Origin of the sequence: Streptomyces sp. MJM8645 (assembly GCF_001625365.1) — a bacterium.
GTDB lineage: Bacteria > Actinomycetota > Actinomycetes > Streptomycetales > Streptomycetaceae > Kitasatospora.
The window spans coordinates 22,949-45,384 of sequence record NZ_LJJF01000001.1; the positions used below are offsets into that span (position 1 = coordinate 22,949).

Annotated in this window: 20 protein-coding genes and 1 pseudogene; 13 read left to right on the forward strand and 8 right to left on the reverse strand. The window is 73.1% G+C overall.

The features are described 5' to 3' along the window. Window positions 1-5 precede the first annotated feature (5 nt). The 3 genes from A6F73_RS00105 to A6F73_RS00115 are packed head-to-tail and all read right to left on the reverse strand — an operon-like array spanning window position 6 to window position 3,243. The gene (locus tag A6F73_RS00105) at window positions 6-896 is read right to left on the reverse strand and encodes a carbohydrate ABC transporter permease (RefSeq protein ID WP_063345839.1); all 891 of its coding nucleotides are present in this window, start codon (window positions 894-896) and stop codon (window positions 6-8) included. After that, the gene (locus A6F73_RS00110; RefSeq protein WP_244293232.1) at window positions 893-1,825 is read right to left on the reverse strand and encodes a sugar ABC transporter permease; all 933 of its coding nucleotides are present in this window, start codon (window positions 1,823-1,825) and stop codon (window positions 893-895) included. The genes A6F73_RS00105 and A6F73_RS00110 overlap by 4 nt, the downstream gene beginning before the upstream one ends. Window positions 1,826-1,836: 11 nt before the next feature. Beyond that, window positions 1,837-3,243: a sugar ABC transporter substrate-binding protein gene (locus A6F73_RS00115; RefSeq protein WP_079135302.1), complete on the reverse strand. Its 1,407-nt coding sequence runs from the start codon at window positions 3,241-3,243 to the stop codon at window positions 1,837-1,839. Between the two features lie 96 nt (window positions 3,244-3,339). Here A6F73_RS00115 and gcvPA point away from each other — a divergent pair, with 96 nt between their 5' ends. From gcvPA to A6F73_RS00140, 5 genes are all read left to right on the forward strand, one after another. After that, the gene (gene gcvPA, locus A6F73_RS00120) at window positions 3,340-4,698 is read left to right on the forward strand and encodes an aminomethyl-transferring glycine dehydrogenase subunit GcvPA (protein ID WP_063345840.1); all 1,359 of its coding nucleotides are present in this window, start codon (window positions 3,340-3,342) and stop codon (window positions 4,696-4,698) included. Next, window positions 4,695-6,293 (forward strand): aminomethyl-transferring glycine dehydrogenase subunit GcvPB, encoded by a 1,599-nt coding sequence (gcvPB, locus tag A6F73_RS00125; RefSeq protein WP_063345841.1) that lies wholly within the window; start codon window positions 4,695-4,697, stop codon window positions 6,291-6,293. The genes gcvPA and gcvPB overlap by 4 nt, the downstream gene beginning before the upstream one ends. Window positions 6,294-6,376: 83 nt before the next feature. Then, window positions 6,377-7,525, forward strand: coding sequence for an NAD(+)/NADH kinase (locus A6F73_RS00130; RefSeq protein ID WP_244293233.1), 1,149 nt, complete (start codon window positions 6,377-6,379; stop codon window positions 7,523-7,525). Between the two features lie 50 nt (window positions 7,526-7,575). Continuing rightward, complete coding sequence (locus A6F73_RS00135; RefSeq protein WP_063345842.1) at window positions 7,576-8,322, forward strand: glucose 1-dehydrogenase; 747 nt, start codon at window positions 7,576-7,578, stop codon at window positions 8,320-8,322. 49 nt (window positions 8,323-8,371) lie between these two features. Continuing rightward, window positions 8,372-9,025 (forward strand): GntR family transcriptional regulator, encoded by a 654-nt coding sequence (locus A6F73_RS00140; protein WP_063345843.1) that lies wholly within the window; start codon window positions 8,372-8,374, stop codon window positions 9,023-9,025. A 25-nt stretch (window positions 9,026-9,050) separates the two neighbouring features. Here the strand turns inward: A6F73_RS00140 and A6F73_RS00145 are convergent, their stop codons facing one another. Beyond that, entirely contained in the window at window positions 9,051-9,788 is a 738-nt protein-coding gene (locus tag A6F73_RS00145; protein ID WP_063345844.1) for an MgtC/SapB family protein, read from the reverse strand. Between the two features lie 113 nt (window positions 9,789-9,901). Then, window positions 9,902-10,561: a ScbR family autoregulator-binding transcription factor gene (locus tag A6F73_RS00150; protein ID WP_063345845.1), complete on the reverse strand. Its 660-nt coding sequence runs from the start codon at window positions 10,559-10,561 to the stop codon at window positions 9,902-9,904. Window positions 10,562-10,675: 114 nt separating this feature from the next. Between A6F73_RS00150 and A6F73_RS00155 the strand changes: the two genes are divergently transcribed. Together A6F73_RS00155 and A6F73_RS00160 are read left to right on the forward strand one after the other, a co-directional pair. Then, the gene (locus tag A6F73_RS00155; protein ID WP_244293234.1) at window positions 10,676-11,635 is read left to right on the forward strand and encodes a ScbA/BarX family gamma-butyrolactone biosynthesis protein; all 960 of its coding nucleotides are present in this window, start codon (window positions 10,676-10,678) and stop codon (window positions 11,633-11,635) included. Between the two features lie 251 nt (window positions 11,636-11,886). Continuing rightward, window positions 11,887-12,579 (forward strand): HAD family phosphatase, encoded by a 693-nt coding sequence (locus A6F73_RS00160; protein WP_063345846.1) that lies wholly within the window; start codon window positions 11,887-11,889, stop codon window positions 12,577-12,579. Window positions 12,580-12,880: 301 nt separating this feature from the next. On the opposite strand, the pseudogene dhaL reads toward A6F73_RS00160, so the two are convergent. Then, window positions 12,881-13,504: pseudogene (gene dhaL / locus A6F73_RS00165) on the reverse strand (dihydroxyacetone kinase subunit DhaL); the annotation flags it as partial. Then, the gene (locus tag A6F73_RS00170) at window positions 13,501-14,538 is read right to left on the reverse strand and encodes a dihydroxyacetone kinase subunit DhaK (RefSeq protein WP_063345848.1); all 1,038 of its coding nucleotides are present in this window, start codon (window positions 14,536-14,538) and stop codon (window positions 13,501-13,503) included. The gene A6F73_RS00170 and the pseudogene dhaL, both read right to left, overlap by 4 nt. 351 nt (window positions 14,539-14,889) lie before the next feature. On the opposite strand from A6F73_RS00170, the gene A6F73_RS44325 reads away from it, so the two are divergent. The 5 genes from A6F73_RS44325 (at window position 14,890) to A6F73_RS00190 (ending at window position 20,679) form a co-directional block, all read left to right on the forward strand. Continuing rightward, the gene (locus A6F73_RS44325; protein WP_317620150.1) at window positions 14,890-14,982 is read left to right on the forward strand and encodes an Ms4533A family Cys-rich leader peptide; all 93 of its coding nucleotides are present in this window, start codon (window positions 14,890-14,892) and stop codon (window positions 14,980-14,982) included. A gap of 144 nt (window positions 14,983-15,126) precedes the next feature. Continuing rightward, window positions 15,127-16,845 (forward strand): ABC transporter substrate-binding protein, encoded by a 1,719-nt coding sequence (locus A6F73_RS00175; protein WP_063345849.1) that lies wholly within the window; start codon window positions 15,127-15,129, stop codon window positions 16,843-16,845. A 32-nt stretch (window positions 16,846-16,877) separates the two neighbouring features. Further along, window positions 16,878-17,954 (forward strand): ABC transporter permease, encoded by a 1,077-nt coding sequence (locus A6F73_RS00180; RefSeq protein ID WP_079135304.1) that lies wholly within the window; start codon window positions 16,878-16,880, stop codon window positions 17,952-17,954. Beyond that, window positions 17,951-18,940 (forward strand): ABC transporter permease, encoded by a 990-nt coding sequence (locus A6F73_RS00185; RefSeq protein WP_063345850.1) that lies wholly within the window; start codon window positions 17,951-17,953, stop codon window positions 18,938-18,940. Before A6F73_RS00180 ends, A6F73_RS00185 begins: the two co-directional genes overlap by 4 nt. 23 nt (window positions 18,941-18,963) lie before the next feature. Beyond that, on the forward strand, window positions 18,964-20,679 hold the full coding sequence (locus A6F73_RS00190; RefSeq protein WP_063350811.1) for an ABC transporter ATP-binding protein: 1,716 nt from the start codon (window positions 18,964-18,966) through the stop codon (window positions 20,677-20,679). Window positions 20,680-20,756: 77 nt separating this feature from the next. On the opposite strand, the gene A6F73_RS00195 is transcribed toward A6F73_RS00190, so the two are convergent. After that, window positions 20,757-21,284: an NUDIX hydrolase family protein gene (locus A6F73_RS00195; RefSeq protein ID WP_063345851.1), complete on the reverse strand. Its 528-nt coding sequence runs from the start codon at window positions 21,282-21,284 to the stop codon at window positions 20,757-20,759. A 297-nt stretch (window positions 21,285-21,581) separates the two neighbouring features. On the opposite strand from A6F73_RS00195, the gene A6F73_RS00200 reads away from it, so the two are divergent. Continuing rightward, window positions 21,582-22,400: an AfsR/SARP family transcriptional regulator gene (locus tag A6F73_RS00200; RefSeq protein WP_063345852.1), complete on the forward strand. Its 819-nt coding sequence runs from the start codon at window positions 21,582-21,584 to the stop codon at window positions 22,398-22,400. Window positions 22,401-22,436: the final 36 nt, after the last annotated feature.

The window sequence follows — 22,436 nt, forward strand, 5'->3', positions numbered from 1 at the left end:
GGGGGTCATCCTTTCAGCGCTCCGCCGAGCAGGCCGGCCACGAACTGCCGCTGGAACACCAGGAAGAGCAGCACCAGCGGGAGGGTGGCCAGCAGGGAGCCGAGCATGAGGCCGGAGTAGTCGACGTGGGTCAGCCCGGTCAGCGTGTTGAGCGCCACCGGTACGGTGTACTTGTCCTCGGTGTTGAGCATCAGCAGCGGCCAGATGAAGCTGTTCCACTGGCCCATGAAGGTGAAGATCACGAGCGCGCCCAACTGAGGCCGCACGCACGGCAGGACGACCTGGTAGAAGGTGCGCAGTTCGCCGGAGCCGTCGATGCGCGCCGACTCCAGGAGTTCGTCGGGGAAGTCCAGGAAGCCCTGGCGCATCAGCAGGATGCCGAAGGAGTTGGCCAGGAAGGGCAGGATGACCGCCTGGTAGCTGTCGATCCAGCCGACGCTGGCCATCATCTGGAACAGCGGGACGAGCAGCACCTGGAGCGGGATCATCATGGTCGCGAGCACCAGCCCGAGCAGCAGCCCGCGGCCCCGGAACCGGTACTTGGCCAGCCCGTAGCCGCACATGGCCGACAGCAGGGAGCTCAGCGCGGTGTAGACGACGGCGACGCCGAGACTGTTGAGCAGCACCCGGCCGAAGCCGATGCTCTGCTGGAGGTGCGCCAGGTTGCGCAGCAGTTCCCCGCCGGGCAGGAACGGCGGCGGGGAGTGGAAGAGTTCGGAGCTGCTGTGGGTGCTGGCGATCAGCATCCAGGCGAACGGCACCAGGCTGACGACGGCGCCGAGGGCGAGCACGGCCAGGACGGCGCCGCGGCCGAGCCGGGCGGTCAGCGGGCGGGCCACCGGTGGGCGGACGGCCGCCGGCCGGGCGGGCCGGGGGCGGGCGGAGGTGGTGCTCATCGGCGGCGTTCCCTTCCGTAGAACCGGAACTGGAGGAGGGAGACGGCCGCGATGACCAGCACCACGACCCAGGCGATCGCGGCCGCGTACCCGAAGTCGAGCTGCTGGAAGCCGACCTTGTACAGGTAGACCACCGGGGTGAGGGTCGCGTCGCCGGGGCCGCCGCGCGTCAGCACGTAGTTCTCGTCGAAGAGTTGGAGCGTGCCGATGGTGGAGGTGATGACGCAGAACAGCACCACCGGCCGCAGCTGCGGCAGGATCACGCTGGTGTAGGTGCGCAGCGTGCCCGCGCCGTCGAGGGCGGCGGCCTCGTACTGGTCCCGGCCGATGGCGTGCAGGCCGGCGAGCAGGATGACGGCGTTGTAGCCGGTCCAGCGCCAGGTGACCGAGCCGATCAGGGAGATCCGGGCCCAGGTGGGCGAGTTGAGCCAGTCGACGGGGCCTGCGCCCAGGCCGTGCAGGAGCTGGTTGGCCAGGCCTCCGTCGGTGCGCAGCAGCACCTGGAAGACGACGGCGTAGGCGACCAGCGTGGTGACGGCGGGCAGGAAGAAGACGGCCCGCCAGCCGGCCCGGAAGCGCAGCCAGGACTGGTTCAGCAGGACGGCCAGCACCAGCGCCAGCCCGATCATCACGGGCACCTGGACGGCCAGGATCATCCCGGTGTTGACCAGGGAGTGCAGGAAGGCCGGGTCGTCCAGCATGCGCCGGTACTGGTCCAGGCCGACCCAGACGGTGGCGCCGTCCCGGCGGGCGGTGAAGCTCTGGTAGAGGCTGGCGCCGAGCGGATAGGCGAAGAAGAGGATGAAGAGCACGGCCGTGGGCCCGGCGAAGAGCCAGGCCGCGGAGCGTGGCAGCCGTCGTCGCCGGGTGGGCGTGGTGCGCGCGGGTGCGGCGGCCATCCGGGGGGCGGGGGCCTGGAGACTGGTCATGGCGCGTGTCCCTACGGGGCCGGCTGGCGACTGGTCGCGGTGGCGATCTGGCGGGCGGCGGAGCGCAGCACGGTGCCGGGGTCGGCTCCGTTGTGCAGCACCTGGTTGACGGCGGTGTTGACGATGTCGCCGGCCTTGGAGTCGTCGGCGGTGGTCTCGACGGTGGGGATGGACCGGGCGAGGTCGGCGAAGAGCCGCATGGCGGGCTGGTTCGCGTAGTACGGGTCCGGCTGCTGGAAGTACGGGTCGTCCAGGGCCGGGAGGTAGGCGGGGAAGAGGCCTTCGTGTTCCATCATCGAGGCCTGGTTGGCCCGGTCGGCGAGCAGGAAGGAGAGGAATTCCCAGGCGAGTTCGGGGTTCTTGCTCTGTGCGGTGACGGAGAGGGTGGAGCCGCCGCTGTTGGAGGTGCGGCAGCCGCCGGGGTCGAACGCGGGCAGGGGGACGACGCCGAACTTGCCGTTCAGGTCGGCCATGTCGCCGGTGAGGGTGCCGTCCCACCAGGCGGCGGTGGGGGTGGTGGAGGCCTTGCCGTCGTGGGTGCCGGAGACCAGGCCGTCCCAGCCGTTCTCGAAGTCGACCAGGCCCCGGTCGACGAGCTGCTTCATCAGGGTGAGCGCCCGTTCGGCGGCGGGTGAGGCGACGGCGACCTTGCCGTCGACGAACCAGCCCTGGCCCTGTTGTTGGAGCAGCAGGGCGAACATGCTGTCCTGCTTGGCGTCCAGGATGAGCAGTTTCTTGCCGGTGCGGTCCTTGAGGGTGGTGCCGGCGGCGAGGTAGTCGTCCCAGGTGGTGAGGGTGGCGGGGTCGATTCCGGCCTGCTGGAAGTGGTCGCGGCGGTAGAAGAGGGCGCACGGGCCGCTGTCCCAGGGCAGGGCGAGGACGCGGCCGCCCGCGTCGGTGACGGTGCGCCAGACGGACGGTGCGAAGTCCTTCGCGAGGCCGCCGGCCCGGCTGGTCAGGTCCACCAGCGCGTGGGGGAAGTTGCCGATGTAGGTGGGCATTCGGTGGCCCTCGACGGTCAGTACGTCGGGGAGTCCGCTGCCGGCTCCGAGTCCGACGGTGATCTTGTCGTAGGCGTTGTCGTAGCCGATGTCGACGACGTCGACGGTGGTGCCGGGGTGGGCCTGTTCGAAGGCCTTGCCGAGCCGTTGCATGGCCTTGGCGGCGACGTCCCAGGACCAGATGGTGATCTTCCCGACGGCCTTGCCGCCCGAACTCGCGTCCAGCCGTTTGGCGTTCGGGGCGCCGGCGCCGCCGGTGGCGCAGCCCGTCGCCCCGGTCAGCAGCAGCGCGCCGCCCGCGAGCCCGGCGCCGAGGACCCGGCGCCGGGTGGGGCCCGGTCCGGATCCGGCCCGGTTGCCCGCCGGAGCGTCAAGGCGTCTGTGCCGGGTGCCGGTTGAGTTCTTTCCTCCCGACATCTTGCCTCCTGAAGAGTGAATGCCGAATGCTGTATACAGAACTCAGCACACACAGTGCCGTCAAGGCTTGTGACCGAAATCGCGGAAGGTGCCAGGATGACCGCACGCGCCCCCCGGACCCACCCGTACATCCCCAACGCCGCCCCCGACGTGAAGAAGGCCATGCTGGCGGCGATCGGCGCGCACAGCGTCGAGGAGTTCTACGCCGACATCCCCGCCGAGCTCCGCCTGGACCGCCCGCTGCGACTGCCCGAGCCACTCGGCTCCGAGGCACAACTGGTCGCCCACATGGATGAGTTGCTCGCCCGCAACACCGCCGTCCCGCCCGGCCGCAGCTTCCTCGGCGCCGGCTGCTACCGCCACCACGTGCCCGCCGTGGTCGACGAGGTCGTCAACCGCAGCGAGTTCCTCACCGCCTACGCCGGCGAGCCGTACGAGGACCACGGCCGCTTCCAGGCCCTGTGGGAGTACCAGTCGCTGATGGCCGAACTGCTGGCCGTCGACGTCGTCAACGTGCCGACCTACGACGGCTTCCAGGCCGCCGCCACCGCACTGCGGATGGCCGGCCGGGCCACCGGGCGCCGCCGCCTCCTCCTGGTCGGCGACCTCGACCCGGACAAGCTCTCCCGGATCCGCGACTACGTGCGCGGCGTCCACGACCTCGTGCTCGTCCCGGCCGAACCCGGGGCCGTCCGCGCCGCCCTCGCCGCCGGCGACGCCGCCGCCGTCTTCGCCGAACTGACCGACCACTGCGGCCGCGTCGACCCCGAACTGCCGCAGTACGTCGAACTCGCCCACCAGGCAGGCGCACTGGCCGTCATCGGCGCCAACCCGCTGAGCCTCGGCGTGCTCGCCCCGCCCGCCTCCTTCGGCGCCGACCTCACCTGCGGCGACCTCCAGCCGCTCGGCATCCACCCCAGCTTCGGCGGCGGCAACGCGGGCTTCATCGCCAGCGCGGACGACGAACGCCTGGTGGCCGAGTACCCGAGCCGCCTCTTCGGCCTCACCCCCACCGACGTGCCGGGCGAGTACGGCTTCGGCGACGTCGCCTACGAGCGGACCTCCTTCGCCGTGCGCGAGGAGGGCAAGGAGTGGGTCGGCACCGCCGCCGCCCTGCACGGCATCGCCGCCGGGGTCTACCTCTCGCTGATGGGGCCGCACGGCATGCGCGAGATCGGCGAGACCATCCTCGCCAACACCGCCTACGCCCGCCGGCGCCTCACCCAGGCCCCCGGCGTGGAACTCGCCGACCCCGAGGCCGTCCACTTCGCCGACTTCACCCTCCGCTACACCGGCGGGCGCACCGCCGCCGAGGTCTCCGCCGCGCTGCTCGCCCGCGGCCTGCACGCCGGCACCCCGGCCGGGGAACGCGAGGGCCGCTACTGCGTCACCGAGCTCCACACCCAGGCCGACATCGACCGCCTCGCCACCGCCCTTGAGGAGATCGTCAAGTGACGGACCGTCAGACCAGCGGCGGGACCGACCCGCGGATCGCCCCCAAGCCCGCCCTGCGCCGCTTCCACCAGGCCCGCTGGGACGAGAAGCTGATCTTCGAACTGGGCGCGCCCGGCGAGCGCGGCATCCTGCCGCCGACCCCCGGCCCCGGCGTCACCGCCGCCGTCGGCAACCCCGCCGACGGCCTGCCCGCCGCGCTGCGCCGCGCCACCCCGGCCGCGCTGCCCGAACTCGGCCAGCAGCAGGTGCTCCGCCACTACCTGCGGCTCTCCCAGGAGAACCTCGGCGCCGACCTCAACGTCGACGTCGGCCAGGGCACCTGCACCATGAAGTACAGCCCCAAGGTCAACGACGCCTTCGTCCGCGACCCGCGCATCGCCGCCCTGCACCCGGCCCAGGACCCCTCGACCGTCCAAGGGGTGCTCGAACTCGTCCACCGGCTGGAGCAGTTGCTCAAGGAGGTCTCCGGCATGGACCGGGTCTCACTGCAGCCCGGCGCCGGCTCCGCCGCGATCTGGACCAACGTCTCCGTCATCCGCGCCCACTTCGCCGCCCGCGGCGAGCTGGAACAGCGCGACGAGGTCATCACCACCGCCTTCTCGCACCCCTCCAACGCCGCCTGCGCCAAGACCGCCGGCTTCAAGGTGATCACCCTGCACCCGGACGCGGACGGCTACCCCGACATCGAGGCGCTGCGCGCCGCCGTCGGCCCGCGCACCGCCGCGCTGCTCATCACCAACCCCGAGGACACCGGGATCTACAACCCCCGGATCGCCGAGTTCGTCCGCATCGTGCACGCGGCCGGCGGCCTGTGCGCCTACGACCAGGCCAACGCCAACGGCGTCCTCGGCATCACCCGGGCCCGCGAGGCCGGCTTCGACCTGTGCCACTTCAACCTGCACAAGACCTTCTCCACCCCGCACGCCTGCGGCGGCCCCGCCGCCGGCGCCTGCGGCGTCACCGCCGAGCTCGCGCCCCACCTGCCCAGCCCCACCGTCGAGTTCGACGGCGAGCGGTACGTCCTGGACCACGACCGGCCGGAGTCCATCGGCAAGATCCGCCCCTACCTGGGCGTCGTCCCGAACCTGGTCCGCGCCTACGCCTGGATCATGTCGATGGGCGCCGCGGGGCTGCGCGAGGTGGCCGAGACCGCCGTGCTCAACAACAACTACCTGATGCACCAGGTCCAGCGGATCCGCGGCGTCTCCGTGCCCTACGCCAAGGGGCGGCCGCGCGTCGAGCAGGTCCGCTACAGCTGGCAGCAGCTCAACGAGGACACCGGCCTGCACAGCGAGGATCTCGGCTACCGCGCCGCCGACTTCGGCACCCACTACTGGACCAGCCACCACCCGTACGTCGCCCCCGAGCCGATGACGCTGGAGCCGACCGAGTCCTACTCCCGCGCCGACCTCGACGAGTACGCCGCGATCCTCGCCGAGGTCGCCCGCGAGGCCTACGAGGACCCGGAGACCGTCCGCACGGCCCCGCACAACTCCACCGTGCACCGCATCCGGCACGAACCGCTGGACGACCCGGCGGTCTGGGCCGTCAGCTGGCGCGCCTACCGCCGCAAGGTCCTCGGCGAGCGGCCGTGACGGCGGACCCCGGGGCCGGTCGTCCAACTCTCGTCGCCCGACCGGCAGTCGGGAGTTCGACGACGGGCCCCACCATCGGGCTCGTGGTCAACCCGGTCGCCGGACTCGGCGGCCGGGTCGGTCTCAAGGGCAGCGACGGCACCGAGGTCCAGCAGCGGGCCCGCACCCTCGGCGCCCAGCCGGCCGCAACCTCCCGCACAGAATTGATGCTACGTCAGTTCACCTTGCTCGCACCGCACTCGACCCTGCTCACGGCGGCCGGGCCGATGGGCGCGGACGCGGCGCGGGCGGCCGGCCTCGACCCGACGGTGGTCCACCGGCCCGCCGGCCCGGGCACCACGGCGGCGGACACCCGCGCGGCCGTCCGCGCCCTCGTCGCGGCCGGCGCCGGCCTGCTGCTGTTCTGCGGCGGCGACGGCACGGCCCGCGACGTCCTCGACGCGCTCGGCACGCTCGACGCACTCGGCCCGCTCGGCACGCTCGGCCCGGAGCCAGGACCGCCCGTCCTCGGCATCCCGGCCGGCGTCAAGATGCACTCCGCCGTCTTCGCCGTCCACCCCCGCGCCGCCGCCGAGGTGGCCGCCGCCTGGGCGGGCGGCGGCGTCCGGCTGGCGTCCGCCGAGGTCGTGGACCGCGACGAGGCGGCGCTACGCGAGGGCCGGGTGTCCGCCCGCCTGCACGGGTGGCTGACCGTCCCGGTCCTGCCCGCCCGGGTCCAGCAGCGCAAGACCGGCAGCTCCACCGCCGACTCCGAGGCGCTGGGCGGCATCGCCGCCGAGGTCGCCGAGCGCGTCGGGGCCGGCGGGCTGCTCGCCCTCGGCCCGGGCGGCACGACGCACGCCGTCGCCACGGCACTCGGCGCGGCGGACGCCTGCCTGACCGGCGTCGACGTGCTCCGCCTCCAACCCGGCGGCACCGCCCGCGTCGTGATCCGCGACGCCCGGGCCGACCAGCTGCTGGCCCTGCCCGCCGCCCCGTGGATCGCGCTCTCGCCGATCGGCGGCCAGGGCTTCCTGCTCGGCCGCGGCAACCAGCAGTTCACCCCCGAACTGCTGCGCGCCGCCGGCCGCGAGCGGCTGCTCGTCCTCGCCACCGAGGCGAAGCTCGCCGCCCTCGCGGGCCGCCCGCTGCTGCTGGACACCGGCGACCCGGAGCTGGACGACGCCCTGTCCGGGCACGTCCGGGTGATCACCGGCCGCCACGCCAGCGCCGTCTACCGCCTGACCGCCTGAGACCCGCCCCTCCCTGAGACCCCCTGAGACCCCCTGAAGAGGAGCCCCCAGTGATCGACCTCCACGGCAAGCGCGCCCTCGTCACCGGCGCCGCCTCCGGCATCGGCCGGGCCACCGCCGCGCTGCTGGCCGAACTCGGCGCGGCCGTCGTCCTCGCCGACCTCGACGCCGACCGCGGCGAGCAGGCCGCCAAGGAGACCGGCGGCACCTTCGTCCGCTGCGACGTCTCCCAACGCGCCGACTGCGAACGGGCCGTGCGCACCGCCGTCGACCTGCACGGCGGCGTCGACGTGCTGTTCAACAACGCCGGGATCATCCGCCGGTCCACCGTCTGCGACATCACCGACGACGACTGGGACCTGGTGATGGCCGTCAACGTCCGCTCCGTCATGCTGCTCAGCGGGCTGGTCGTGCCGCTGATGGCCGCGAACGGCGGCGGCAGCATCATCAACACCGGCTCCGGCTGGGGCATCCGGGGCGGCGGCCGGGCCGTCTCCTACTGCGCCTCCAAGGGCGCCGTCGTCAACATGACCCGGGCCATGGCCATCGACCACGGCCCCGACAACATCCGCGTCAACTGCGTGTGCCCCGGCGACACCAACACCGGTATGCTCGCCGAGGAGGCCCGCCAGCTCGGCGAGAGCCCGGACGCCTTCTACGCCGACGCCGCCGACCGACCGCTCGGCCGCATCGGCCAGCCTCGGGACATCGCCCAGACGGTCGCCTTCCTCGCCAGTGACGCCTCCACGTTCGTCAGCGGCGCGATCATCGCCGTGGACGGCGCCGGGACCGCCTGACCAGTCGCCCGGCCGGTACGCTACGGACCGAGGAAGAAGGGAAAGCCCGATGGCGATCGAGCGGCGTCCGCTGCGCGAACAGGTGAAGGACGAACTCCTGGAGCGGCTGGGCCACGGCCGGTTCACCCCCGGCGAGTCGATCAACGAGGTCCACCTCGCGGAGGAACTGGGCGTCAGCCGCACCCCGTTGCGCGAGGCGCTGATCAGTCTGGAGCGCGAAGGCATCATCACCAGCGAGCGCGGCAAGGGCTTTCGCTTCGCACCCACCGGCCGGCAGGAGTTCCTCGACCTCACGGCCATCCTGATCGCCCTGGAGTCGCTGGCGCTGCGGACCTCCGACCGCGCGCACCTCTCGGCCATCGCGCCCCGGCTGCTGGCGGAGGCCCGCGCCTTCTCCGCGCCCCAGGCCCCGCACGGCACCATAGAGCGCTACGACGACGCCTGGCACGCGCTGTTGCTCTCCGGCTGCTCCAACGCCCGGCTGCGCGAGCTGATCGACTCGCTCAAACTCACCCTCCACCGCTACGAGCGGGTGGTCGTCGGCGACCACGAGATCCTCGAACGCGCCGCCGAGGAGCACGAGCGGATCGCCCAGTGCCTCCTCGACGACGACATGGAGCAGGCCGTCGCCGCCCTGGAGGCGAACTGGACGAGCGGCATGGAACGGATCATGGAGCGCCTGCCGGCCCTCGGCGTCCGCTGACGCGCGCTCCCCCGCGGCCGGGACGTCACTCCTCGTCGGACCGGCCGCGGACGCAGGTCAGCACTCCGGCCACGGCCGCGAGCTGCGCGGTGAGCCCGCCGGCGTCGCCCTGCCCCTGCACCGACAGGGCGACCTCGACGGGCTTCTCGGAGACCTCGCCGGGGAGCTCCCCGTCCGTGCCGGACAGCGTGCGCAGCTCGAAGACGGCGAATCCGGCCCGGGTGCACTGGTCCAGCACGTCCCGCAGCACCCCCCTGCCCGGACGGTAGACGATGCGGTACGAGACCGCGGGCCGGTGCAGCGCGGGCAGGCGGTTGAGCAACGGCCTGATCGCGTAGGAGGCGAGGAAGTACGCCGCGACGGTCAGCGCCGCGAGCAGCGGCAGGCCCGCGGCCGCGGCGGAGCCCACCGCCGCGGTGAGCCAGATCGTGGCCGCCGTCGTCAGCCCCTGCACCCAGCCCCGGTGCACGAAGATCACCCCGGCGCCGATGAAGCCCAGCCCCGACACGATCTGCGCGGCCATCCGCGACGGGTCCAGCACGACGCTGCCCTCGCGCATCACGTCGGCGAAGCCGTACTTGCTCACCAGGGTGAACAGCGCCGCGCCGCTGCCCACCGTCGTGTACGTCCGCAGCCCCGCGGACTTCTGGCGGATCTGCCGCTCGACCCCGATCAGGCCGGAGAGCAGGAAGGCGAACAGGAACTCCAGTACCTGGACCGACCCCTGACCGGACGGCCCGGCCGCCCATTGAACCGCTGCCATAGCCCTGACGCCTCTTCTCCGCCGCACCGCCGGCCCCGGACGTGGTGATCCATGCTAGGGCCCGGTACCCGACGGCACGGCCTCCTCTCGGAAGGCGGGGGGTCGATTCCACGTCAATTCCCGCCGGCTCCCCACCCGTCGGCGCGCGCGGACGGCCTGGGCCGGACCGAGGCGAGCAGGGCGGCCGGGTCGGGGTTCTTCTGGAGCCCCGGCAGCAGCAGTTCCCACAGGTCGCACAGGCGCTCCTCGATGGTGCGCCGTCCGTCGATCGCGTCGGAGACGGTGTGCAGCCCGAAGAAGGCGCAGATCACGCCGTGCGCCGTGGTCGACGGGTCGACCCGGGCGGCGAGCTCGCCCTCGCTGCCCGCCCGTTCGAGCAGGACGCGGACGGTGTCGATCCACCCCACGAACGGCACCGGGAGGTCGGCGTCGATGGCCGCGCGCTCGGACCAGAGCCGGGCGCCGGCCCTGACCACGACGTCGTCGCGGAAGGCCCGCGCCACCGCGAAGCTCAGCCGGACGAGTTGCTCCAGCGCCGGCACCGGCGTGCGGGTGTGGCGCGCGACGAGCTCCGGCCAGGTGGCGAAGTGCGCTTCGATCACGGCGCGGGCCAGGTTCTCCTTGCTGGTGTAGTGGAAGTAGATGGCCCCGCTCGTCCTGCCGGAAGCCGCGCTGATGTCGCTGATGCTGGTGCCCGCGTACCCGCGTTCGTCGAACAATCGCGCAGCTGATTCGAGGACTGACCTCCGTGTCGTCTCCGCCCGATTCTGCACGCGCCTCTGCCTTTTCAAGATCACCCCGGCTTTTCGCACGCACTGTAGTGATCCGCGGGCCGGAGCGCCAACTGACGACATGCGAAACCAAGGAGATTGATATTTTCTGTAAATATGAAGATGCTGGATTTCCTCCCCTCCTCGGCGGCCCGGCATCCTGCCCGACCGCTCAGCTGGTCCCGCACGGTCCCCCGCGAACTGGTCCACCGCGCCGCCGTGGCGGAGGTGCTGCTGACCGACGTCCGGGCCCGAGGCGGCGACCGCTTCGAGGCGGCGGCCCAGTGGCCCCGCTCCCACCCCACCTTCCCGCGCGGACGCGGAGAGCGGCACGACCCGCTGATCGCCGTGGAGACCGCCCGCCAGCTGGGCATCTACCTGCCGCTGCGCCACTACGGGGTGCCGGCCGACACGCACCTGCTGATCACCGACGTGTCCTGCCGGGTCGACCCGGCGGCCGAGCCGCGCGGCGACGGCCCGGCGGCGGTCCTCTGCCGGGCCCAGGTGCACGGCCTGCGGACCTCGGCCGAAAACCACCGGCCCACCGGCATGCGGCTGCGGGTCGACTGCTCCGCGCGGGGAGTGGTGTTCGCCCGGATCGAGGGCGGCACGCGCTTCGTCGAACGGCCCGCCTACCCGGCCCTGCGCGGCACCGCGCTGGCCGGGGGTCCCGCGGACTCCGGCCCACCCCCCGACCCCCCGTCACCGGCGGAGGTCGGCGTCGCCCTGCCCTCCGACGTGCTCGTGACGCGCGCGGGCGGCGGTTCGCGGGCGAGTGATGGTTCGCGGGCGGACGACGCGCTCCTGATCTGCCCGGCCGACCCGGCACACCCGTTCTTCTTCGACCACTCGTCCGACCACATGCCCGGCATGGTGCTGCTGGAGGCGGCCCGGCAGGCCGCGGCGCTGCGGAGCGCGGGGCGGCTGTCGCACCCCGTCGACTACCGGATGAAGGCGGTGCGGTTCACCGAGTTCGCCCCCCTCCCGGAAGTCGACATCACCGAGTACGAGCATTTGTGCGTTTTTCATATTCGTCAGAACGGTCATATCACCGCCGTGGGGTCGCTGGGCTATTGAAGTAAAGACCCGGCAAATCTAGGGCCGCCAAGTTTGACCGCGAAACATATCGATCGTAACGTTGCGATCGTTATGTTCCGGGTCGTTTTCTCCGACCCGGACGCCGAGGCGCGTCGTTCCGCCGCACTCCAGATTCCGGCCCCGGACAGGTCGGCAAAAGCGGCCACGGCCCAGGTCATGGTCGGCCCCCCTCGTCCCGACGCGCACTCCGGCGAATCCCACAGAGCCAATCCCACCTGAAGGGCGTAGGCATGACCGTGGAGAGAATCAACGACTGGACCCCTGCAGCGGTCGTCTTCGACTGCGACGGCACGCTGATGGACAGCGAGTCGCACTGGCACCAGGCCCGTGCGGAGGTGCTGCGAGGCTACGGACTCACGGCCGGACCGGAGTTCACGGCGCGCGCGGCCGGGTTGCACTACTCGGACTGCGGGCGGCTGATGGCCGAGACCGCCGGCGACCCCTCGCTGGCACCGGAGCTGACCGACCGGCTCCTGGTGAGCTTCCGGGCGCTCGTCGACGCCGACCCGGTCCCGATGCCGGGCGCGGCCGAACTGGTCGGCCGGCTCAGCGGGTTCGTCCCGCTGGCGGTCGCCAGTAACTGCCCGCGCGACGTGATCGAGGCCGGACTCGGCGGCGCCGGGCTGCTCGAACACTTCGAGCACATCGTGGTCCCGGCCGAGGGGATCGGGCCCAAGCCGGCGCCGGACGTCTACCTGACCGCCGCCCGGCTCTGCGGCGCCGAGCCCACCGACTGCCTCGCCGTGGAGGACACCTTCTGCGGCATCCGCTCGGCCGTCCTGGCGGGGCTGCGGGTGATCGGTGTCGGGCCGAACCCGTCGGCCGAGGCGCGGGAGGCGGTCGACCTGTGGGTCGCCACCCTGGGCGAGCCGGGACTGCTCGACTGGGTCCGGCGCCGGAGCGCTCTCGCCCTCACCAGCTGAGCAGCCCCCGGCGGGGCGGCCCCTGACCGAACAACCCCCGGCCGAGCAGCGCCCGGCGGGGCGCAAGCCGGCTGGGGAGTCGGCTGGGCGCCGCCCGGCCGGGGCCGGGCGGTCACGGTCCGGCGGGGGCCGGCTCGGGGCCGCACAGCGGATCGGGCCCGCCGAACGCGGTGTCGGTGGACACGGTGTCGGTGGACGCGGTGTCGGTCGGCACGGTGTCGGTCGGCACGGTGTCGGCGGACGCGGTGTCAGCAACGCCGTCACCGACCAGCACGCCGTCCAGCGTCCGCGGCACCGCGTGCGCGGAGGCGAACAGCAGCGCGATGCCCACGGCCCCCGGGTCGGGCACTCCCGAGGCCCGTTCGCCGAGGTAGCTGGCCCGGCCGCGGCGGGCCCGCAGGGCCCTGGTCCGGCGGACGCCCGCCGCGGCCGCGGCGGCGGCCGCGGCGAGGCAGTCGTCCGGGCGGGCATCGGGAGTGCAGCCGCGCAGGGCCAGTGCGGCCGGGTGCAGGGCGTCGACGAGCGTCTTGTCACCCGGCCGCGCCTCCCCCACCCGCTGGACGGCCTCCAGGGCCGCCGTCGCTCCCCGGGCGAGGGCCGGGCCGGTCAGCGGGCCGGCGCCGACGGCCGCCGCCAGTTCCTGGAGCACCAGGCCGAACAGCGGCCCGCTCGTCCCGCCGACCTCGTCCAGGAACGCGCCCGCCGCCGCGCCCAGCGGTACCGCCGCGGCCTGGCGCCCCGGCGGCAGCCGGTCCAGCGCGGCCAGGGCGCACCGCACGCCGGTGAGCAGGTTGACGCCGAAGTCGCCGTCCCCGGCGGCCTGGTCGAGCCGGGTGAGCTCCTCCTCGGTGACCGCGACGGTCTCGGCGAACCGTCGCATCCAGCCCGCCGTGAAGACGCCGTCGAAGGCCTTCGTGCCCGTCATCTCCTGACCTCCTGGTGACCGGGGGCCGGCGCCGATTGCGCGACCGGCCAGGCCGCCGTGTACGCGGGGGCGTCGAGCAGCGCGAGCGTCTGCTCGTCGGCGGCGAGCAGGGTGATCGAGAACCCCCGCATGTCGAGGGCGGTGACGTAGTCGCCGACCAGGCTGCGCGCCAGGCGGCGCCCGCCGGCGTCCAGGACGGCGGCCAGTTCATACAGGACCGCGTACAGCTCCAGGCCGGTGGTCGCGCCCAGCCCGTTGACCAGCGCGACCAGGGGGGCGCGGGCCGGGCGCAGCGCCTCCAGCAGGCGCAGCGCCATCCGGCCCACCAGGACGGCCAGTGGTTCGCACTCCAGGGAGAGTTCGGCCCGTTCGCCGTGGATGCCGACGCCGAACTCGACCGTCCGGTCCGACACCTCGAAGGCCGGCCGGCCGGTGGCCGGGGAGGTGTGTGCGGCGCCGGCCACTGCGATGCTGCGGCAGCGCCCGGCCAACTCGGCTCCCAGCAGGGAGAGTTCCGCCAGTCCGAGCCCGAGGTCGGCGGCCGCTCCGAGGATTTTCTGCACCAGGACGGTGGCCGCCGTCCCGCGCCGGCCGGCGGCGACGGACTCGGACTCGGAGGCGAGGTCGTCGTCCACCAGGACCCTGGCGCACGGTATGCCCTGGCGGTGCAGCCGTTCGGCCGCGATGCCGAAGTTGATCCGGTCGCCGGTGTAGTTCTTCACGATGTGCAGGACGCCGTCCTCGCCGGCGACCGCGCGCGAGGCCTCGAAGATCTGCCGGTTGTGCGGTGAGGCGAAGATCCGACCCGGGCAGGCGGCGTCGAGCATGCCCCGGCCGACGAATCCGACGTGCAGGGGCTCGTGCCCGGAGCCGCCGCCGGAGAGCAGTCCGACCCGGCGCCCGGGGGCCCGGTCACGGGCGCGGACGAATCCGAGGTCGGGGTCGTGGACGACGAGCGATGGGTGGGCCCGGGCGAATCCGGCGAGTGCGCTCGCCACCAGGGCGTCCTGATCGGTTTCGAGGTAAGGGGCCACGTCCGGCTCCGCTCGGTAGGGCGGCCGCGCTGCGCGCGATCGCCGATCACGTTCACCCATGCTTGGGCAGGCGCCCGCGCGCGGCAACCCGCAGACGGAAGTGCGCGAGGGCCCGGGACGGCCGCCCGGCGGGCGGTTCGGGGCCTTCGGGGCGCCGGCGCTTCGAAGGGGCGCGGCACCCACTCGGGTGATGTCGCGCCCGCCGGTCCGGCGGGCCCGGGCCCCGGGTTTCCCCCCGCTTCCGCACGGTCTCCCGGTGTCCGGGCCGTAATCCGTTCCCGGAGTTCCGGTGGCGGCCGGATGGTATCCGGAGTTTTGACATTCTGCTTAAAGTCATACAGTCTTCTCGGCATGTCTGACCGTCACCCGATCGAGTGCGCCGCCATCGAGCTGGCGCTGATCGGCGTGGCCGCGCACTGCGTTTCCGACAATCTCTGTCGCTGAATCCGCCTGTCCCGACGCGTAGCGGTGATCGCCGCCCCGGGACGTCGCCCCTCCCTGCGGGCGCGGTGCCGCTCACTCTCCTCACGGCCTCACTGTCGCCCGCCTTCCTCCGTACACCATCGGTAGCGAAAGGCCCCCTTTCCGATGTCTCGAACCACCTTCACCCCCCGCCGCCTCGCGGCGGCGACCGTCACCGTCGCCCTGGCCGTCGGAGTCGCGGCGTGCGGACCGAAGGGCGACGGCGGTGGAAGCACCGGTAAGGACGCCGCACCGCAGCAGGGCGGCACCCTCACCGTCCTCAACCAGAACCCGCAGGACCAGTTCGACCCCGCACGGCTCTACACCTCCGGCGGCGGCAACGTGCCCTCCCTGGTCTTCCGCACCCTCACCACCCGCAACCGGGCCGACGGCGCGGCCGGCACCAAGGTCGTCCCGGACCTCGCCACCGACACCGGCACCCCCTCGGAGGGCGCGACGGTGTGGACGTACCACCTCAAGGACGGCCTGAAGTACGAGGACGGCTCGGCGATCACCACCGCCGATATCAAGTACGGCATCGAAAGGTCATTCGCCCCCGAACTCTCGGGCGGGGCGCCATTCCTGAGGGACTGGCTGGTCGGCGCCGCCGACTACCAGGGCCCGTACAAGGACGGCCGCGCTCTGGACGCGATCGAGACCCCGGACGAGAAGACCATCACCTTCCGCCTCAACAAGCCCGAGGGCGACTTCCCGTACCTGGCCACCCAGACGCAGTTCGCCCCCGTCCCGAAGGCCAAGGACACCGGGACGAAGTACCAGGAGCACCCCGTCTCCTCCGGTCCCTACCAGGTCGTCAAGAACGAGAACGACGGCGCGCACCTCGTCCTCAAGCGCAACCCCAACTGGTCCGCGGCCAACGACGACCAGCGCAAGGCGTACCCGGACACCGTCGACGTGCAGTCCGGGCTCGACCCGGCGGTGATCAACCAGCGGCTCTCCGCCGGCACCGGCGCCGACGCGGCCGCCGTCACCACCGACACCAACCTCGGCCCCTCCGAGCTCGCCCAGGTGAAGGACGACAAGGCGCTCGCCGCCCGCGTCGGCACCGGCCACTTCGGCTACGTCAACTACCTGGCGTTCAACCCCAAGGTCAAGCCCTTCGACAACCCCAAGGTCCGGCAGGCCGTCGCCTACGCGCTCAACCGCACCTCGGTCGTCAACGCCGCCGGCGGCTCCTCGCTCGCCGAGGCCGCCACCACCTACCTGCCCACCCAGGAGACCTTCGGGTACACGCCGTACGACCCGTTCCCGGCCGGCGCCACCGGCAACCCGGAGAAGGCCAGGGAGGCGCTGAAGGAGGCCGGCTACCCGGACGGCCTGACCATCACGCTCACCCACTCCACCGAATCGGGCAAGGGCTACGGCCCGAACCTGGCCACCGCCGTCCAGGACGGCCTGAAGGCGGCCGGGATCACCGTCCAGCTCGACGCCCTGGACTCCACCAGGTACTCCAAGACGATCCACACCGTCAGCACCGAACCCGGCCTCTTCCTCTCCGGCTGGGGCGCCGACTGGCCCTCCGGCGGCCCCTTCCTCGCGCCGATCTTCGACGGCCGGCAGATCGTCACCGACGGCTACAACTTCAACTCCGCGCAGCTGGACGACCCGTCGGTGAACGACGAGATCGACCAGATCAACAAGATCACCGACCACGCCGAGGCGGCCAAGCGCTGGGGCACCCTGGACAAGCGGATCGGCGACCAGGCCCTCACCGTCCCGCTGTTCCACCCCGTCTACAAGCGCCTGTCGGGCAAGGACGTCCGCAACATCGTCATCAGCGACTGGACCGGCGTGCTCGACATCTCCCAGGTCGCGGTCAAGTAGCGGGCGGGATCGGACGGATCGGTCAGACAACCATGGCTCCACAGGAACCCCAGGCCGGGGAGGCCCTCGCGGCCTCCCCGGCCGCCGGGGGCCGGACGGTGTGGCGGCGGCTGCTCGCGCGGCGCGCCGTCCTCGCCGCCGGCCTCGTCATCGCCCTGCTCGCCCTGATCGCGGCAGCGGCACCGCTGCTCAGCGCGATCGAGGGCCAGGACCCCACCAGCTACCACAACGACCTGCTCGACTCGGCGGCCGGCGGGGTGCCCACCGGCTCCTTCGGCGGCGTCAGCGCCGAGCACTGGCTCGGCGTCGAACCCGGCACCGGACGCGACGTGTTCGCCCGGCTGGTCCACGGCGCCCGGATCTCGCTGCTCGTCGCCGTCGGCGCCACCCTCGTCCAGGTCACCATCGGCGTCCTGCTCGGCCTCGCCGCGGGCCTCGGCAGCCGGCTGCTCGACCAGCTGATCGGCAACACCACCGAGGTCATGCTCGCGCTGCCCTCGCTGGTCTTCGCCATCTCGCTGATGGCCGTCGTGCCCTCCGACTTCCCCCGCCCGCTCCTGCTGACCCTGGTCATCGGGCTGCTCGGCTGGGCCGGCACCGCCCGGCTGGTCCGGGCGCAGACGCTCAGCCTCCGCCAGCTCGACTACGTGGCCGCGGCCCGGCTCGCCGGCGCCACCCGCTGGCGGATCGCCCGCCGGGAGCTGCTGCCGTCCCTGGCCGCGCCCGTCATCACCTACGCCGCGGTGCTGCTGCCGTCCAACGTGATCGCCGAGGCCGGGCTGTCCTTCCTCGGCGTGGGCGTCAAGCCGCCGACCTCGTCGTGGGGCCAGATGCTCTCCGGCGCGACCACCTGGTTCCGCGCCGACCCGATGTACGTGCTGCTCCCGTCCGCGCTGCTGTTCGCCACGGTGCTCGCCTTCACCGTGCTCGGCGACGCCGTCCGCACCGAGCTCGACCCCCGCGCGGCCTCCCGGCTGCGGGTCGGAACGGCGCGCGGCGCCGGCTCGTCGGGCAGCGGCTCGTCAGGCTCCGCATCGTCGGGCAGCGGCTCGCCGGACCCCGCCCGCCCCGGCCCGTCGGCCGCCGCCGCCGAGGAGGCCACCGCATGACCCGCTTCCTGTTCCGCAGGGCCATCGGCATGGTCGGCGTCCTGCTCGCCATCTCGCTGATCGTCTACGCGGTCTTCTACATCGCCCCCGGCGACCCCGCCCAGCTGGCCTGCGGCGAGAAGTGCAGCCCCGCCCAGGTCCTCCAGGTGCGCGAACGGCTCGGCCTCGACGCACCGGTCTACCTCCAGTACGCCCACTTCCTCCAGGGCGTCGTCGCCGGCCGCGACTTCAGCGCCGGAACGGGCCTGCTGCACTGCCCGGCGCCGTGCCTGGGCGTCTCCTACCGCAGCGGCGAGCAGGTCACCGACATGATCGCCGCCCGGCTCCCGGTGACGGCCTCGCTGGCACTCGGCGCGATGGTGCTCTGGCTGGCCCTCGGGGTCGGCACCGGACTGCTCTCCGCGCTGCGCCGGGGCCGCCTCAGCGAGCGGCTGCTGACCGCGCTGACGCTGGCCGGCAACTCCATCCCGGTCTTCGTCATCGGCCTGGTGCTGCTCATCGTCCTGTGCGCCCAGCTCCAGTGGCTGCCGTTCCCGAGCTACGTACCGCTCACCGAGGACCCGCAGCAGTGGTTCTGGGGCCTGCTGCTGCCCTGGGTCTCGCTCGCGCTCATCGAGTCCGCCAAGTACGCCCGGCTGACCCGCTCGTCCATGCTGGAGACCCTCGCCGACGACCACATCCGGACCTTCCGGGCGTACGGCGTCAGCGAGCGGCGCCTGGTGACCAGGCACGCGCTGCGCGGCGCGCTCACCCCGGTGATCGCGCTCACCGCCATGGACCTCGGGACGATGTTCGGGTCCGCCGTGCTGACGGAGTCACTGTTCGGGCTCCCGGGGCTCGGCAAGCTGCTGGTCAGCTCGGTCAGCCTGATCGACCTGCCGACCGTCGTCGGCCTCACCCTCGTCACCGGGTTCGCCGTGGTCCTCGCCAACGTCGTCGCGGACGTGCTCTACGCGGTGACCGATCGAAGGGTGGTCCTGACGTGAGCGCCGAATCCCTGACTCCTCCCCTGGTTTCCCCCCTGGTCGACGTCCGGGACCTGGTCGTCGACTTCCCGGTCGGCGACGGGCACGTCCGCGCCGTCGACGGCGTGGGCTTCACCCTGGAGGCCGGGCAGGCGCTCGGCATCGTCGGCGAGTCCGGGTCCGGCAAGAGCACCGTCGCCTACGGACTGCTCGGCCTGCACCGCGGCACCGGCGCCCGGGTCGGCGGCTCCGTCCGGGTCGCCGGCGTCGACGCCGTCACCGCCGAGGGCGACGAACTGCGGCAGCTGCGCGGCGGGTTGGCGGCCATGGTGTTCCAGGACCCGCTCTCCGCCCTCGACCCGTACTACGCGGTGGGCGACCAGATCGCCGAGGTCGTACGCGTCCACCGGGCCGTCTCCCGCCGAGCCGCCAGGGCCCGGGCCGTCGAGGTGCTCGGCCGCGTCGGCATCCCCGATCCGGCGCGTCGCTCGCGGTCGCGTCCGCACGAGTTCAGCGGCGGCATGCGCCAGCGGGTGCTGATCGCGATGGCCCTGGCCTGCGAGCCGCGGCTGCTGGTCGCCGACGAGCCCACGACCGCGCTGGACGTCACCGTCCAGGCCCAGATCCTCGACCTGCTGCACGAGTTGCGGGCCGAGACCGGGGCCGGGCTGGTCCTGGTCACCCACGACCTGGGGGTGGTCGCCGGGAGCGTCGACCGGGTGCTGGTGATGAAGGACGGCCGGGCGGTGGAACACGGCCCGGTCACCGAGGTGCTGGGCGCGCCGCGCGAGCCGTACACCCGCGCGCTGCTGTCGGCGGTGCCCCGGGTCGACGCTCCGGGCGTTCCTGGCGCTCCTGGCGCTGCACACACCGGGCCTGCCGGGCCTGCCGGAGGCGCCGACGGAGCCGCCGGGCGCACCGGGGGCGACGTCCTACTCGAAGCCACCGACCTGCGCCGGGAGTTCGCCACCCGCGGCGGCCTCACCCGGCGCGCGGCCCCCGTGGCCGCCGTGGACGGCGTCTCGCTCACCGTGCGCGCGGGCGAGACGCTGGGCATCGTCGGCGAGTCCGGCTCCGGCAAGACCACACTCGGGCGGATGCTGGTCCGGCTGCTGGAGCCGACCGGCGGCCGGCTCCACTACCGCGGCCGGGACATCGGAGCGCTCGGGGAGAAGGAACTGCGCCCGCTCCGGCGGGAGTTGCAGATGGTCTTCCAGGACCCGGCGTCCTCGCTCAACCCGCGCCGCAGCATCGGGGAGTCCATCGCCGACCCGCTGCGCATCGCCGGTGAGAGCGACGAGCGCCGCATCCGCGCCCGGGTCGGCGAGCTCCTCGAACGGGTGGGCCTCGACGCCGACTGGTACCACCGCTATCCGCACGAGTTCTCCGGCGGACAGCGCCAGCGCGTCGGCATCGCGCGGGCGCTCGCGCCGCAGCCGCGACTGATCGTCTGCGACGAACCGGTCTCCGCACTGGACGTCACCACCCAGGCCCAGGTGGTCGCGTTGCTGGGCGAGTTGCAGCGCGACCTCGGCCTCGCGCTGGTCTTCATCGCCCACGACCTGGCCGTGGTCCGACAGGTGAGCGACCGGGTCGCGGTGATGCGGGCCGGGCGGATCGTCGAGCAGGGCGACGCCGACGCCGTGTACGACTCCCCCCAGCACGCGTACACCAAGGGCCTGCTGGCGGCCGTGCCGGTGCTGGACCCCGTCGAGGCGACCGCCCGGCGCACCGCCCGGCTGGCATCCGCCGGGGCCTGACCGACGCCCTGACCGATCCCCTGACCGGCTCCCGGCCGGGGCCCGCACCGGTGAGGTGCGGGCCCCGGCCGGAGTGCTCAGCTCAGGCAGCCGACGTGCGCCAGGGCCCGCTTGAGCAGCGCCCCCTGACCGCCGGGCATGTCCTGCTGCACCAGCGGGGAGGCGGCCTCCTGCGGGCTGAACCAGACCAGGTCGAGCGCGTCCTGGCGCGGCCGGCAGTCGCCGACCACCGGCACGACGTACGCCAGCGACACCGCGTGCTGGCGCGGGTCGTGGAACTCGGTGATCCCCAGGGTCGGGAAGTACTCGGCGACCGTGAACGGTTGCAGCGAAGCGGGGATCCGGGGCAGCGCCACCGGGCCGAGGTCCTTCTCCAGGTGCCGCAGCAGGGCGTCGCGGATCCGCTCGTGGTGCAGCACCCGGCCGGAGACCAGCGTGCGGCTGACCGTCCCGTCCGGTCCGATCCGCAGCAGGAGACCGACCTGGGTGACCTCGCCGGCGTCGTCGACGCGGACCGGCACGGCCTCGACGTACAGGATCGGCATCTTGGCGCGGGTGGTCTCCAGCTCCTCGGGGGCGAGCCAGCCTGGCGTGGTTTCCGTCATGTCAGCCATTCGCCGATCGTACGTTCCCGGGCCCCGTCCGCGCCGGGCGCCCCGCCCGTCACACCGTCGAGCGCCGGCCCGACGCGCCGACCCGCCGCACCGCTCTGCCGCACCGGTCTGCCCGGAGGCCCCACCAGAGCGCCCGGAACCGCGCTCGACGGGCACTTGAGGAATCCGGCCCCCGCCCCTCGGCCCAACTAGGGTGCGACGCGTCCGCCCCACCATTCCGTCGACCCGAACAAGCAGCCGAATGACGCCCACCCGAGCGGACGCTCCGCGCCCGAGAGGAGAACCGCCATGCACCTCAAGGTCCTCGGCCCCCTCACCGCCGACCTCAACGGCATCTCCGTCGTCCCCACCGCCGCCAAGCAGCGCCAGATCCTGGCCCTCCTCGCGCTCTACCCGAACCGCATCCTGCCCACCGCCACCCTGATCGAGGAGATCTGGGGCGACGACCCGCCCAGACAGGCGCTCACCACCATGCAGACGTACATCCTGCAACTGCGCCGCCGGATCACCCACGGCCTCGGGCCGACCCCGCACATCACCGCCAAGGACATCCTGACCACCCGGCACGGCGGCTACCAGCTCACCACCCACCCGGACAACCTCGACGTCCACACCTACAGCCTGCTCACCACCCAGGGGCAGCACGCCTTCAACCACGGCCACGACCACCAGGCCGCCACCCACTTCCGGCAGGCCCTCGCCCTCTGGCACGGCCCGGCCCTGGTCGACGTGCGGCCCGGGCCGATCCTCGCCATCGAGATCATGCGCCTGGAGGAGAGCCGCCTGATCACCCTGGAACGCCGCATCGACACCGACCTGCGGCTCGGCCGGCACAACGAGCTCATCCCCGAACTCACCCACCTCACCCACCAGCACCCGCACCACGAGGGCCTGCACGCCCAGGCCATGGTCGCGCTCTACCGGGCCGGCCGGCAGACCACCGCCCTCGCCACCTACCACCACCTGCGGCACCGCCTCACCACCGAGCTCGGCATCCAGCCCTCCCCGCACCTGCAACACGTGCACCACGCGATCCTCACCCTCGACCCCACCCTCAACACCCCGACCACGGCCCACCCGACCACCTACAACCTCTACCCGGCCTGAGCTCCCGCCCCGACCACCCCACCGACCCCCGACCCC